This window comes from Gilliamella sp. LMG 34362, assembly GCF_984569125.1.
Genome location: NZ_OZ474902.1, coordinates 1,990,615 through 2,005,408, shown reverse-complemented (window position 1 = coordinate 2,005,408; position 14,794 = coordinate 1,990,615). Strand labels below are relative to the sequence as shown.

Sequence of the window (14,794 nt, the reverse complement as noted above, 5' to 3'; positions counted from 1 at the left end):
AACTTGTGATTCAAGTCGATAAATTTATTAATAAAAGAAATGAGTTTTTGTCATGTAATTTTGATAATAACCAATCTATATTAGATATTTTATTATGTTTTGATGATAATTATGCCTTGCCTGCTGGAGTAAATATTTTTTCTATTGTTGAGAGTAATCCTTTTCAGCAGATCCATTTTCATTTATTTACGCACAATCTTTCCGATGAAAATAGACGTAAATTTAGCGGAATTAAATTTGATAACATAGCAATAACTGAATATGTGATTAATGATGAATTTAAAATAGATGAACAAAATACCGAACAATTTCCACTTTCAGCCTGTGTTCGCTTAATAGCGCCAATAATACTAAAAAAGACTACTGATAAATTACTCTATGTAGATAGTGATACATTATGTATTAACAGTTTGGCAGATATTGATCGCATCGATTTAAAGGAAATTATCGTCGCGGCTATTGCAGATGTTCCATATATGCAACAAACTCAATGTGCTAAATATGACGTGGTTCCGGGCACTTATTTTAACTCTGGGGTTATGTTAATTAACATTTCACTTTGGTGTGAAGAAGAAATTACAGATAAAACATTGAAATTATTAAATAGCGGCGAAAAATATCAATATCCTGATCAAGATGTTTTAAATATTTGTGTTGGTCAAAAAAGGCTAATATTACCAAGAAAATTTAATAATTTATTGGCATTATCAATTAATGGAAATGACGATGCAAATGTTCCTAACGGAACAATATTTATCCATTACATTACTAAAAATAAGCCTTGGCACCAACCGTATCGTTCGAAATTATTTGATTCTTATTTAGAAAAATCACCATGGCGAAATGATAATTTACCATTGTATTGTCCTAAAAAGACTTCTTCAATCCGTGCTTATGCAAAATTAATGTTTAGGCAAAAGAAATATCTAGCAGGAATAAAACATTATATTATTTATTTGAAAACTAAATTTAAAAAATAATATTAGGTTAATAATTTTGTTGCTTTCAAGCTTATTTAGTTAATAGATTAGAAAAATTTCAATCTATTTCTAATTAAGCTTTTTATTTATAGTTAAAGTTCATGTATATATTTTTGCCTTGGTTATTGGTATAGTATACCTCGTTGTCTTGATGGTTAATTATCCAATTTTATGACTATTATTTCATGCCGATTTTAAGAGGACGTTATATTTTACTAACGTTAATTATTTCTTTAACAAATTTTCTAGAAAATATAAATAGGGCTTATCTTTTGATTAGGTGTATTTTAAGTGATTGATGATTTTGCAGAAAATGGTTTACTTGCGACAGCTATTGATGGTTTTGTTGCAAGATCGCCACAAAGACAGATGGCAAATAAAGTCACTAAAGCAATACAAGCGCAACAATCACTGGTAGTTGAAGCGGGAACCGGTACAGGTAAGACCTTTGCTTATTTAGTTCCTGCATTACGAAGTGAAAAGAAAGTCATTATTTCAACTGGCTCAAAAAATTTGCAAGAACAGTTGTATAGTAAAGATTTGCCGATTATCAAAAAAGCTTTGGACTATACCGGTAAAATTTCACTTCTTAAAGGTCGAGCCAACTATCTCTGTTTAGAACGTATGTATCATCAATATGCAGCTGCCGGTGATTTAGATAAGAATTTACGTACAGACCTTGTCCGTGTCAAAAATTGGTCAATTAAAACCAAAGACGGTGATATTAGTAAATGTACAACGGTAACCGAAGATAATCCAATTTGGCCAATTTTAACTAGTACTAATGATAATTGTTTAGGAAGTGAATGCGAGCACTATAATGATTGTTATGTGGTTAAAGCTCGTAAGCGAGCGTTAAATGCTGATATTGTTGTGGTCAATCATCATCTGTTTTTAGCGGATGTAGTGGTAAAAGATACAGGGTTTGGTGAATTGATTCCTAAAGCTGATGTGATGATATTCGATGAAGCTCATCAACTTCCAGACTTAGCATGCCATTATTTTGGGGAACAGTTAACCAGCCGACAACTTTTTGATTTAGCCAAAGAGATAAATTTAGCTTATCGAACCGAAGTCAAAGATATGTCTCAGTTACAGCAATGTGCTGATAAACTACAAAAATGTACCCAAGATTTACGATTATTAATAAATCAGCAAAATAATAAAGGCAATCTACGTTATTTATTTAATCAAGCTAAAATTAAACAAGAATTATCTTATTTATTTGATGCTCTTGATTTTTGCAAAGAAGTTCTTTTATTAGCAATAGGGCGCTCTACTACCTTAGATAATTGTTTTGATCGCGTTAACCAGTATCAACTATTGCTAAAGCGTCTAACAGAAACACATGTATCTGGTTTTAGTTACTGGTATGAAAGCTCATATAGTTCTTTTTTATTCGCATTAACACCATTGTCGGTAGCTGAAAAATTTGCAGAGTTATTAATCGAGCGCAAAGGGAGCTGGATCTTTACATCAGCAACCTTATCCGTTGATAATCAATTAGATTATTTCACCAAACGTTTGGGGTTAACCAATTCTGACTCATTGATTTTAGAAAGTCCTTTCGACTATAACAACCAGACAATAATGTGTGTGCCGCGTTATATTCCATCACCAAATGAACAAGGTAATGCTGAAAAACTGGTTGATATTTTATTACCCGTTATTGAAGCTAACAAAGGTCGCTGTTTTTTCCTCTGTACTTCATATGCTATGATGAATGCCTTAGCGACACAGTTTCGAGAATTAACCAAACTACCTGTTTTAGTTCAAGGTGATACCAGTAAAGTAAAATTATTGGAACAGTTTATTCATAGTGGTAACGCTCTATTAATTGCAACTAGCAGTTTTTGGGAAGGAATAGATGTTAGAGGTGACATTCTTTCTTGTGTTATTATTGATAAATTACCTTTTACTTCACCTGATGAGCCTTTAATTAAAGCTCGAATGGAAGATTGCCAAATGCAAGGTGGTGATGCATTTAATGAGGTCCAATTACCTGAAGCTGTTATTACCTTAAAACAAGGAGTAGGGCGATTAATTCGCCATCACAATGATCGTGGAGCAATTATTATTTGCGATAATCGATTAGTCATGCGACCATATGGCGCAACATTTATTAATAGCTTACCACCTTCGCCAAGAACGCGAGATATAAATAAGGTCATCAATTTTTTATTATCTAACAGTGAATCGATAATCGATAATTTGGAAAACAAATGAGTACTATTTTAGCCATTGATACTTCAACAGAAGCTTGTTCAGTCGCATTATTTTATCAAAATGAAATCACTCATGATTTCATTATTTCAGAGCGAGATCACACCAAGAAAATCTTGCCTATGGTTGATAATATTTTGCATCAAGCTGGGTGTAGTCTTTCACAACTAGATGCAATTGCTTTTGCTCAAGGTCCGGGTAGCTTTACTGGAGTGCGAATAGGGATTGGAGTAGCTCAAGGCTTAGCTCTCGGCATTGATGTACCAATGATAGCTGTATCAACATTGCAAACTTTAGCACAAGGTGCTTATAGAACTAAATGTGCAACTAAAGTTATTCCAGCAATAGACGCTAGAATGGGAGAAGTCTATTTAGGACAATACCATTATCAAGATCAACAATGGCAAGCGATCACTCCTGAATGTGTAATTAAACCTGAAGATGTGGTAACTAAAATCAAAAGTATTGATAATGAAGATTATTCGGCTGGCACTGGTTGGCAAACTTATCCTAATATGTTAGCAATGATTAAACCAAGTGAAGTGTTGTTACCTGAAGCACAAGATTTGGTGGTTATCGCTCAGCAAAAATGGTTAAGAAAGGAAGTGGTTAAAGTTGAAGATGTTGAGCCAACATATTTGCGCAATGAAGTTACATGGCAAAAATTACCAGGTCGATAACAGCAGATAAGCGCTCGAAATGCGTTATCTGCTGTGAAATTAGGTTTACTGCTTATTCTTGAAATAATCCCAAATTCGCTTTGGCATATGCTTCAAAATCAGTACAACCACCAATTGGTTTTTCATCAATAAAAATTTGGGGTACGGTTTCAACTGGTTTACCAACACTTTTTGAAAGATCTTCTTTGGTAATACCTTCAGCATTGATATCAACATAACGATATGAAAAGTCATCTCGTTCTTGTGATAGTTTTTCTGCTAACTCTTTAGCTCGTACACAATATGGACATCCTTGACGTCCGAAAATTACAGCATACATAGTTCACCTCTAATAGTTAAATTTAATTGTTGTATTAACTATACTTCAGTTTTAAATAAAAAAAAGTAGTTAAATCTAGTTGATATAATAGATTATACCTATTGATATTAAACTTGCAAAGTTAGTAAGGTATACGTTTTAATCATTTAGATACTTTATTGAATATTTTACCTGTTATTACAAAAAAATGTGAGGAAAGGGGTTTTTTAAGCCTCAAAAATAGTGCTAATTTGATATTACTCGTTATAATTTTAATTTCAACCATTAAATGGATGTCAGTATGCTAAAAAAAATGATATTTATTTTGTCATTAACTTTATCGATAACCTCGTTTGCAGCACAAAAAGAGTGCCCTGTAAAACCAAGTTACGACATTGTAATAAATAAAGACAATATCCATATATATAATAAATCTAATGATTTATCTATTATGAATGATGGTCAGATAATATTGAATAAAAAAATAATATCACCAAATCCATCATTGCGAAAAAAACTTGATCAGTTTCAAAAAGGTTTACGCTCACAATTACCTCAATTAGAGCAGCAATCATTAAGCTTATTGTCTGAAGTAAAAGTTGCTTTTGATCAGGCAATCACCAAAAAGTTGAGTGATGATCGTGAACTGCATAGCGAGTTAAATAAATTATATAAAAGATTAGTGAAACTATTACATGGTTCCCTTATTAGCGAGAATGGCAGCACAAAATTTTATTATCAAAATTTTAATAAATTAAAAAAAGATGGGCACGATATTGGTGAACGTATTTTTTATAATGTTATTGGCGGCAGTATTTTAGAGTTTAATTTATTTAAAAACATCTCCGCTATTAAAGATATTTCGAAAAATGAATGGAAGGCTCAAAAACCAAAACTTAAAGCCTTTGATGCTCATATTTGCTCAGTTATTACGGATGTTGACCAACAATATCAACAGATTTTAACAGAACTTAGTCAATCGGCCGACAAGTGAATAGACAATAATCAAAACTTTTGCGAGAATATCTTATCTACAATCATCAGGTAAAAGAAGTAATCGGCTTATGACTGCAAATATAATTGATGGCAAAGCGTTAGCATTGCAAATACGCAATGAAATTGCTCAAAAAGTAAAAAAACGTACTGAACAAGGTTTATCTGTTCCCGGCTTGGCTGTTATACAAGTTGGTTCGGATCCTGCCTCGAAAATTTATGTTAAAAATAAACAAAAAGCTTGTGATGATGTTGGTTTTGCTTCTTTTGCTTATGATTTTCCATCGTCAACCACTGATGAATTATTAGCATTAATTGATGAATTGAACCAACGATCCGATGTTCATGGTATCTTAGTTCAATTACCTTTACCGGATAATATTGATAAAACTAAAGTGCTAGAGCGTATCGATCCTCGTAAAGATGTCGATGGTTTTCATCCTTATAATATTGGCCATTTATTACAACGTGATCCAATACTACGACCATGTACACCATATGGTGTTGTTAAGATGTTAGAATCAACCGGTATTAATTTATCGGGTTTAAATGCGACAGTTGTTGGTGCATCGAGTATTGTTGGTCGTCCTATGGCATTAGAATTATTACTTTTAGGATGCACAACCACAATTACCCATAGTCGAACAGTGGATGTAGCAAAGCATGTTGGTAATGCTGATATTGTTGTGGCTGGTGTCGGTATACCTAATTATGTCAAAGGCGAATGGATAAAACCGGGTGCTATTGTGATTGATGTTGGTATTAATCGTTTACCTGATGGGAAATTAGTTGGTGATGTGGAATTTGATGTTGCTAGCCAGCGAGCCGGCTGGATCACTCCAGTACCCGGCGGTGTTGGGCCGATGACGGTAGCAATGTTAATGAGTAATACATTAGAAGCATGTGAAAGATTTAGTGAGTAAGCATATTAAAAAGATATTGCTCACCTTTTTAACAATTTTTATGTAATAAAATGAAATTAAGGAACATTTTATGATTATATTTCATACTTCATTAGGCGATATTAAGATTAATACTTTTGAAGACAAAGCTCCAGAAACGGTAAAAAATTTTGTTGAATATTGCCAAGAAGGTTTTTATAACAACACCATTTTCCATCGTGTCATTAATAATTTTATGATTCAAGGTGGTGGTTTTGAACCAGGTATGAAACAGAAAAAAACTAAAGCTCCAATTAAGAATGAAGCTGATAATGGTTTAAAAAATAATCGTGGTACATTAGCCATGGCTCGTACTAGTGATCCTCATTCTGCTACAGCACAATTTTTTATCAATGTCGTTGATAATGATTATTTAAATTATCGCTCATCGGATATCAATGGCTATGGTTATTGTGTTTTCGCTGAAGTTGTCGATGGTATGGATGTGGTTGATAAGATTAAAGCGGTTAAAACAGGTCGTAGTGGCATGCATTCTGATGTTCCTGTAGAAGATGTCATAATTAAGAGTGTAACGGTTGAATAATCCGGTTCGTTTTTTTATTGCAGATATTCATCTTGCAGACAATCAGCCTGCTGTAGATCATTTTGATATAACAGCAGGTTTTTTGTCTTTTCTTAAGCAATTACCTAATCAATGTGAGCTTTATATACTTGGTGATTTATTCGATTATTGGGTAGGTGATGATGTACAGTCAATATTACATAATCAAATTGCTGATGCTTTAAAAGAACTCACCTTACGCCATATTAAAAAATTCTTTGTACATGGGAACCGTGATTTTTTGATTGGTAAGCATTACGCTAAACGCTGTGATATGAATTTATTAAGCGATATTAATTGTTTAGTTAATCAGAATAAAAATATTGTATTTCTGCATGGTGATTTGCTTTGCATTGATGATCCTCAATATCAAAAATTCCGCAAAATCATGCATAAAAAATGGCTACAAAAATTATTTCTATTACTGCCATTAAAAATACGTTTAAAAATTGCCACTAAATTACGCAAAGAGAGCAGCCAGCATAATCAAATCAAATCTGAAACTATTATGGATGTAAATCCAAAAGCTGTCATTGATATGATGATTGCCAATAACGCTAGTATTATGGTTCATGGACATACTCATAAACCTGCTACACATCATCTTTATATTAATGACGAGCCAGCAACTAGAATTGTGTTAGGCGCTTGGCATGATGGCATTTCGTATATAAAACAAGAAAAAAATAGCGCTACTTTAGAACTTTATAACCACTCTTTCAAATAATCACTTTGTAGAATTTGTTCAGTATCACCATAGGTTTGTAATTTCCCTTGCTCTAAAACCGCTACGTGTTGTGCAATGCGTTTAACTTCATTGATATTGTGCGTTACATAAACAATAGGGATATTTAGATCATTTACTAGTTTATCAATATAACTTAATAGCTCTTTTTTACGAGGCATATCTAAAGCTGAGAGTGGTTCATCCATTAGTAATAATTTTGGTTCAGCTAATAGCGCTCGACCAATGGCAACACGTTGTTTCTCACCACCCGATAACATTGCTGGATAACGATTAAGAAGTGAACCAATGTTGAGTACCGAAACTATTTCGTCAAATCTTTCTGTATTCAATGATTTTGCACCATAAGTTAAGTTTTTTAAAACTTTATAATGGGGAAAAAGCAATGCATCTTGAAAGACAGTACCAATTTGTCTTTTTTCTGGGGTTGTAAAAATTCCTTTTTCAGTATCAACCAAAGTAGTTTGATTTAGTTTAATATAACCGATATCTGGTTTAATCAAACCATTAATAAGGTTAATCAGTGTTGATTTCCCTGAACCGGAGACACCTAAAATTGCCGTCACGCCATGACAGTGAATTTCATGTTTAAACTGGAAAGCATACGAGGCGAGTTTTTTGCTCACATTTATATTTAACATGACGAACTATCCTGTTAACTTCTTTTTATGCCAACGATTAAGCATTTCTGATAAAAATAAGGCAATTAATGATAATACTATCGAAACAATGCAAAGCCGTAATGCACCGGACTCGCCATCAGGGATCTGTAATAAGGTATACATAGCCAAAGGAATTGTACGAGTTTCACCTTGAATATTTGAAACGAAGGTAATTGTTGCGCCAAATTCACCTAGACAACGCGCGAAACCAAGTACGGTTCCCATTAAAATGCCCGGAAATGCTAATGGTAAAGTAATGGTTATAAAAACACGAAATGGTTTAGCGCCAAGGGTTCTTGCGACTTTTTCTAATCTTGAATCAATTGATTCAATCGCTAATCGAATCGATCTGACCATAAGAGGGAATGCCACCACAGCAGAGGCTAAGGCAGCACCTTGCCAATTAAAACTGAAACTGAGATGGAAATAGTTATTTAGCCATTCACCAATAATACCATGACGTCCCATCGTCAAAAGTAGTAGATAGCCTAAAACAACAGGCGGTAAAACTAATGGAAGATGAACAATACTATCAAACAATGATTTACCTATGAATTGACATCTTGCTAAAATCCAAGCAGTTAAGATCCCTAATGGTAGGCTAAAGATTATTGCTGCTCCAGCTATTTTTAAGCTTAGCAGCAATGTTTGCCATTCAAATTCAGTTAATATCATCTTTTCAAAATACTATTTAGTTAAAAAACCATATTTTTGGAAAATATTTTGTGCTGTTTGTGAATTTAAATATTGATAAAACTCTTTTGCTTTAGGTTTCAATAATGTTATTGGATATTCAATAGCTTTAAATGTATCGGCAGGAAAATTACCAACGATCTTCACTTTATCACTTACTTTTGCATCAGTGCTATACACAATCCCTAATGTAGCTTCATTGCGTTCAACTAACATTAACGCATCACGAACATTACTTGCTGGAGCCATTTGTGGTAACAATTTATCAAATACGCCTAAATTAGTTAAAGACTCTTTAGCATAAAGTCCCGCAGGGACATGGTCAGGATCACCGACAGCTAATCTTTCGCCTTTGGGTAAAATTGTTTGCCAGTTAGTCTCTGCATTGATATCTACTTTGTCTAATTTAGATTGTTTTGGCGCTATTAAAACTAAGCCGTTTTTTAACAAATTTTGTTTTTCTGTTGTAATTTTATGTTCAATAAGATAATTCATCCATTTTTGATCTGCTGACATAAAAATATCTGCAGGAGCACCTTGTTCAATTTGTTTAGCTAATACTGAAGAAGAAGCAAATGAAAATACGATTTCGGTATCTTTATGCTCTTTTTTATAACTAGTTGCGATATCTTGCATTGCATTCGTCAATGAGGCTGCAGCAAATACTGTAATTTTTTGACTGGCTGTTGCTGATAAGCTGACAAGTAAAGTTGTTAATGATAGTAGTAATGCAATGATTCTTTCCATGTTATTTTTCATACTCGTTATATAATATAATACATAACGATGCTATCAAACTTTACCTATAATGTACAATTAATCTTTACTCGTTAGCGAAATTTTATTGATCATAAAACGATATGAGGACAATTTTTGGTGAAAAATAAAAAAACGTCTACAATAGAACAACATTACCATTAATAATGGTTTATTAAATCTAATAAGGCACGAAGTAATGTTGTCAGCAGAAATTTTATTAACTTTAAACTTAAATCAGCAACTATTTACTGACCCAAGGCGAATTGCCTTATTAAAAGCGATAGAGCAAACAGGTTCATTAAGTCAAGCCGCCAAACAAATCGGTATAAGTTATAAAACAGCATGGGATGCGGTTAATGAAATCAATAGTTTGGCGCCAAAACCCTTTTTGATTACTGTTACGGGAGGAAAAAATGGTGGAGGTACCAAGCTTAGTGCTTACGCAGTTAGATTTATACAGCTTTATGATCTATTAACTCAGCTACAGTATAATGCATTTAATATTTTAAATAATGACAATATTCCGTTGGATGATATTTTAAAAATTACTGCTAAATTATCATTGCAAACCAGTGCTCGTAATCAAATTTATGGCAGTGTTGTAAGTATTGAAACCAATAATATTGCCGGATTTGTAAAGGTTAAATTGAATGATAATCAAACAGAACTAAAAGCTTATATTACTCAGCAAAGTGTTGAACGCCTAAAAATAGATATTAATAAAACTGTGCTATTACTTATCAAAGCACCTTTGATTGAATTGAATGATTTAAATGAAAATCAATTAACGGTTCAAGTAGAAAAAATAATCACTGATGGTCAGTTATCTGAAATTTCATTTTCATTACCATCAGGAATGATACTTTACGCAAGCAAATTAACCAGCGAGGTTAATCGTGTAAAGTTAATTGAAGGTCAGCAAACAACCATATCTATCGATCCTCAGCATATTATCATTGCCACATTAGTTTAGTCATTTGAGGTAGTTATGTTACAAATTGAAAATACAATATATAAAATTAGTGATTTCCGCGTTTTTACTATCGAATCTTTGATGATTAATGCTGGCGATATTGTTGCTTTTGTCGGCCGAAATGGATCGGGTAAATCAATATTAGCCAAAGCGTTAGCTGGTGATCAAACAATATTATCTGGGAAAGTAATTAATCGTTTTAAATCAATCGCGCACATCTCCTTTGAGCACTTACAAAAAATAATCGATGATGAATGGAAACGAAATAATACTGACATGCTAAGTGATAAAGAAGATGATACTGGATTAACTACGTCTGAGATTATTCAAGAATATAATCAAGATCAAACGCTTTGTGAAAATTTAGCATTACAATTTGGTATAGCACATCTTTTAAATCGTCGTTTTAAATATCTTTCCACTGGAGAAACACGTAAAACCTTAATTTGTCGCACATTAATGAGTAAACCTGAACTATTAATTTTAGATGAGCCATTTGATGGTTTAGATGTTGCTTCTCGAGCTAATTTAGCTGAAATACTTAGCCAACTATCAAAACAAAATATTACTATTGTAATGGTATTAAATCGTTTTAATGAAATTCCGCTATTTGTTAAATATATTGGATTACTGGCTAATTGTCAGCTATTGAAATATGGCACAAAAGACACCATATTAGATGACGTAGCCGTCAAACAACTTGCTAATTTAGAACATTTATCTAATTTTACTTTACCAGATCCAGATGAAATTTCTGTGCCATTACCTAACGATTTAGATCGGATTATTTTAAATAATGGTTTTGTTCAATATGATGGTAAAGCAATTATTAATGGATTAAGTTGGCAAGTTAGAGCTAATGAAAATTGGCAAATTATTGGCCCAAATGGAGCAGGTAAATCCACATTACTCAGTTTAATAACTGGCGATCATCCACAGGGCTATAGTAATGATTTAACACTATTTGGACGTAGGCGAGGCTCAGGTGAAACTATATGGGATATCAAGCGTCATATTGGCTATGTAAGTAGTAGTTTTCATCTTGATTACCGAGTTAGTTTAAGTGTAGAAAATGTATTGGCATCGGGTTATTTTGATTCAATTGGCTTATATCAAGCACCAAGTGATAAACAATTAAAATTAGTTAAACAGTGGTTGCAATTATTGGATTTAACGGAGTTAGCAGAGAAACCATTTCAATCACTTTCATGGGGTTTGCAACGTTTAGTCCTAATTGCTAGGGCTTTAGTTAAACACCCAACGCTACTTATTTTAGATGAACCATTACAGGGACTTGATTATTTGAATCGTGAACTGGTCAAAAGTTGGATTGATAATTTAATTGATAGAGGTAATACACAATTATTGTTTGTTTCCCATCATACAGAAGATGCGCCAAAATGCATCACTCATCGATTAACTTTTGTGCCTAATGAGCCTGTTGGCTATCAATATAAAATAGAAAGTATGAAATAATTTCTTAGGCAAAAACTATTAAACTAAGTTTTAAAAATAGAAACAACCAATAAAAAAAATTTTTAAAACTGTGCGAAATTTAGTCAAAATCCGGAAAAAAGTTTATATTGACTATACTTAGCAAGTTATCCCCTATGCCTGTGGATAAGTCTGTGAGTAGTTTATTGAAAAGTGTGTTAACCTCAATGTTCATCAGGTTTTTATTTGATTTGATTACAACTTAAGCATGATTTTAAATATTTATATATATCAATTTGTTATAATAAATCAAGGGTTGTTTGTTAAGACGTCTTTACATTCTTTTAGCTTAACTGAGCAAAAAATATAACATTTCTAAAGGTCAAGTGTTTTTGGGGATAATTTTTATTAATAGGTAAAATTTTAGGTTGCGAGTAATGAGAAAATTTAAATTATGTTCTGATTTTAAACCTGCTGGTGATCAGCCTGCGGCAATTGATCGGATAAATCAAAATCTTGATGATGGGATTGCACATCAAACATTATTAGGTGTTACAGGCTCAGGTAAAACATTTACTATGGCCAATGTCATTGCCAAGCATAATCGCCCAACTATTATTTTAGCACCTAATAAAACTTTGGCGGCGCAGTTATATGGTGAAATGAAAGCATTCTTTCCAGATAATGCAGTGGAATATTTTGTGTCTTACTATGATTATTATCAACCAGAATCATATGTGCCTTCTACAGACACATTTATTGAGAAAGATGCCTCAATTAACGAGCATATTGAGCAAATGCGTTTATCGGCTACTAAATCGTTATTAGAACGCCGTGATGTAGTGATTGTGGCTTCAGTGTCTGCTATATATGGATTAGGTGCGCCTGAAACTTATATGTCCATGATTTTACATTTGGCAAGAGGTACCATCACTGATCAGCGTTCAATCTTAACGCGTTTAGCGGAATTACAATATACCCGTAATGAAATTGGTTTTAGTCGTGGTACGTTTCGGGTACGAGGTGATGTTATTGATATATTTCCTGCTGATTCTGATGAACTAGCTGTACGTGTTGAGCTTTTTGATGATGAAGTTGAACGGATAGTTATGTTTGATCCATTAACTGGTAATGCGATTAATGAGGTACCTCGTATTACAATTTATCCCAAAACGCACTATGTCACCCCAAGAAATATTATGGACAATGCGATTGCTGAAATTAAGCAAGAGCTTCAAGAACGCCAAAAAGTTTTGTTGGATAATAATCGACTTTTAGAAGAACAACGATTAACTCAGCGGACTCTATTTGATATAGAGATGATGACTGAACTTGGTTACTGTTCAGGAATCGAAAATTATTCCCGATATTTAGCTCAACGTAAAGCAGGAGATCCGCCAGCAACATTATTTGATTATTTGCCGGCTGACGGATTATTATTTATTGATGAATCTCATGTGGCAATTCCGCAATTAGGGGCGATGTATAATGGTGATAGATCACGGAAACTTAATTTAGTTGAATTCGGTTTTCGTTTACCATCAGCATTAGATAATCGACCACTAAAATTTTCAGAATTTGAAAACATAATGCCACAAACAATTTATGTTTCAGCAACACCAGCTAAATATGAAATTGAAAAATCGGGTGGTGAAATTATCGAGCAGGTTGTTAGACCTACAGGCTTATTAGATCCAATTATTGAGGTTAGGCCGGTAGCTACTCAAGTTGATGATCTATTATCTGAAATTAAAGTGAGAATAAATCAAGATGAGCGAGTATTAGTCACCACTTTGACTAAACGTATGGCTGAAAACTTAACTGATTATTTATCTGAACATAATGTTAATGTTAAATATTTGCATTCGGATATTAATACCGTTGAACGAATGGAAATTATACGCGATCTTCGTCTTGGTAAGGTTGATGTGTTAGTAGGTATCAACTTATTACGTGAAGGATTGGATATTCCCGAAGTATCATTAATTGCAATTTTAGATGCTGACCGAGAAGGCTTTTTGCGTTCAGAAAGTTCATTAATCCAAACGGTTGGTCGTGCAGCTCGAAATGTGAATGGTAAAGCGATTTTATACGCCGATAAAATTACTCCGGCTATGCAGAAAACGATCGACGAAACAGCGCGCCGTCGTAAAAAACAAGAAGATTTTAATGAAGCTCATGGTATTACACCAAAATCAGTACGTAAAGAAATTAAAGATGTTTTAGATGCAGGTTTGAGCACGAAAAAAGCTACGGCTAAAGTACAAGCTTTTGAACCAGGTGGACAGTATAATTATGTTTCGGTCAAAGAAGTTCAAGCAAGAGTTAAAGAGCTTGAAGCTATGATGTATGAAGCCGCCCAAAATCTAGAATTTGAAAAAGCAGGTGTTTTACGTGATGAGATCAAAAAATTACGAGCTGATTTCATCAAAGTATCTTAATAAAAAGTTTTTAAGGAAAATATAATGACAATTACTCGTATAGATCCCGAAGATAGATGGTCGGAAGCGGTGATCCATAATAATGTGATCTATTATACAAGCGTACCAACAGATTTGCGTGATGATGCTTATACGCAAACCCAAAGTGCCTTAGCTGAAATAGATAAAATTTTAGCAAGAGCGAATAGTGATAAAAGTCGCATTTTAGATGCAACCCTTTTTTTGGTAAATAAAAGTGATTTTCCAGCCATGAACAAAGCTTGGGATGAATGGGTAGTGAAAGGGAAAGCTCCAGTTCGTTGTACTGTTCAGGCAGGATTAATGAAAAAAGAGTATTTGATTGAAATTAAAATCGTTGCTGCCGTTAATTCATAAATTTATATGATTATCCGCCATATATTGGCGGATTT

The 14,794-nt window shown here is 33.3% G+C and carries 15 protein-coding genes; 11 read left to right on the top strand and 4 right to left on the bottom strand.

Translation table 11 applies throughout. The annotated features are described in order from the left end of the window. Positions 1-5 precede the first annotated feature (5 nt). The 3 genes from AC5LWZ_RS09210 (at position 6) to tsaB (ending at position 3,883) form a co-directional block, all read left to right on the top strand. Positions 6-980 (top strand): glycosyltransferase family 8 protein, encoded by a 975-nt coding sequence (locus tag AC5LWZ_RS09210; RefSeq protein WP_493463545.1) that lies wholly within the window; start codon positions 6-8, stop codon positions 978-980. Positions 981-1,271: 291 nt separating this feature from the next. Continuing rightward, on the top strand, positions 1,272-3,206 hold the full coding sequence (gene yoaA, locus AC5LWZ_RS09205; RefSeq protein ID WP_198220611.1) for a DNA repair helicase YoaA: 1,935 nt from the start codon (positions 1,272-1,274) through the stop codon (positions 3,204-3,206). Further along, positions 3,203-3,883 carry a tRNA (adenosine(37)-N6)-threonylcarbamoyltransferase complex dimerization subunit type 1 TsaB gene (gene tsaB / locus AC5LWZ_RS09200; protein WP_493463544.1) on the top strand — a complete coding sequence of 227 codons (681 nt, stop codon included), beginning with the start codon at positions 3,203-3,205 and terminating at the stop codon, positions 3,881-3,883. The genes yoaA and tsaB overlap by 4 nt, the downstream gene beginning before the upstream one ends. Before the next feature lie 52 nt (positions 3,884-3,935). On the opposite strand, the gene AC5LWZ_RS09195 is transcribed toward tsaB, so the two are convergent. Next, positions 3,936-4,202, bottom strand: a complete 267-nt coding sequence (locus AC5LWZ_RS09195; protein WP_065579308.1) for a GrxA family glutaredoxin — start codon at positions 4,200-4,202, stop codon at positions 3,936-3,938. A gap of 280 nt (positions 4,203-4,482) precedes the next feature. On the opposite strand from AC5LWZ_RS09195, the gene AC5LWZ_RS09190 reads away from it, so the two are divergent. The 4 genes from AC5LWZ_RS09190 (at position 4,483) to AC5LWZ_RS09175 (ending at position 7,404) form a co-directional block, all read left to right on the top strand. Further along, on the top strand, positions 4,483-5,175 hold the full coding sequence (locus AC5LWZ_RS09190; protein WP_198200409.1) for a DUF2884 family protein: 693 nt from the start codon (positions 4,483-4,485) through the stop codon (positions 5,173-5,175). A 70-nt stretch (positions 5,176-5,245) separates the two neighbouring features. Continuing rightward, positions 5,246-6,097, top strand: coding sequence for a bifunctional methylenetetrahydrofolate dehydrogenase/methenyltetrahydrofolate cyclohydrolase FolD (gene folD / locus AC5LWZ_RS09185; protein ID WP_110447506.1), 852 nt, complete (start codon positions 5,246-5,248; stop codon positions 6,095-6,097). A 70-nt stretch (positions 6,098-6,167) separates the two neighbouring features. Then, entirely contained in the window at positions 6,168-6,659 is a 492-nt protein-coding gene (gene ppiB, locus AC5LWZ_RS09180; RefSeq protein WP_110447507.1) for a peptidylprolyl isomerase B, read from the top strand. After that, positions 6,652-7,404: a UDP-2,3-diacylglucosamine diphosphatase gene (locus AC5LWZ_RS09175; RefSeq protein ID WP_086364030.1), complete on the top strand. Its 753-nt coding sequence runs from the start codon at positions 6,652-6,654 to the stop codon at positions 7,402-7,404. The genes ppiB and AC5LWZ_RS09175 overlap by 8 nt, the downstream gene beginning before the upstream one ends. Here the strand turns inward: AC5LWZ_RS09175 and modC are convergent. Genes modC through modA form a run of 3 tightly spaced genes read right to left on the bottom strand, consistent with a single transcriptional unit; the run spans position 7,383 to position 9,536 of the window. After that, on the bottom strand, positions 7,383-8,063 hold the full coding sequence (gene modC / locus AC5LWZ_RS09170; protein ID WP_086364029.1) for a molybdenum ABC transporter ATP-binding protein: 681 nt from the start codon (positions 8,061-8,063) through the stop codon (positions 7,383-7,385). The two genes, AC5LWZ_RS09175 and modC, sit on opposite strands and share 22 nt — an antisense overlap. Positions 8,064-8,069: 6 nt before the next feature. Next, positions 8,070-8,759 carry a molybdate ABC transporter permease subunit gene (modB, locus tag AC5LWZ_RS09165; RefSeq protein ID WP_493463543.1) on the bottom strand — a complete coding sequence of 230 codons (690 nt, stop codon included), beginning with the start codon at positions 8,757-8,759 and terminating at the stop codon, positions 8,070-8,072. 12 nt (positions 8,760-8,771) lie between these two features. Further along, a complete protein-coding gene (gene modA / locus AC5LWZ_RS09160; protein ID WP_493463542.1) occupies positions 8,772-9,536 on the bottom strand; it encodes a molybdate ABC transporter substrate-binding protein in 765 nt (254 codons plus the stop codon). A gap of 196 nt (positions 9,537-9,732) precedes the next feature. On the opposite strand from modA, the gene AC5LWZ_RS09155 reads away from it, so the two are divergent. From AC5LWZ_RS09155 to AC5LWZ_RS09140, 4 genes are all read left to right on the top strand, one after another. Next, positions 9,733-10,509, top strand: coding sequence for a TOBE domain-containing protein (locus AC5LWZ_RS09155; RefSeq protein WP_493463541.1), 777 nt, complete (start codon positions 9,733-9,735; stop codon positions 10,507-10,509). A 15-nt stretch (positions 10,510-10,524) separates the two neighbouring features. Beyond that, positions 10,525-11,985: a molybdate ABC transporter ATP-binding protein ModF gene (gene modF / locus AC5LWZ_RS09150; RefSeq protein ID WP_493463540.1), complete on the top strand. Its 1,461-nt coding sequence runs from the start codon at positions 10,525-10,527 to the stop codon at positions 11,983-11,985. A 395-nt stretch (positions 11,986-12,380) separates the two neighbouring features. After that, positions 12,381-14,384, top strand: coding sequence for an excinuclease ABC subunit UvrB (gene uvrB, locus AC5LWZ_RS09145; RefSeq protein ID WP_493463539.1), 2,004 nt, complete (start codon positions 12,381-12,383; stop codon positions 14,382-14,384). 24 nt (positions 14,385-14,408) lie between these two features. Continuing rightward, positions 14,409-14,759 carry a RidA family protein gene (locus AC5LWZ_RS09140; protein WP_086359936.1) on the top strand — a complete coding sequence of 117 codons (351 nt, stop codon included), beginning with the start codon at positions 14,409-14,411 and terminating at the stop codon, positions 14,757-14,759. Positions 14,760-14,794: the final 35 nt, after the last annotated feature.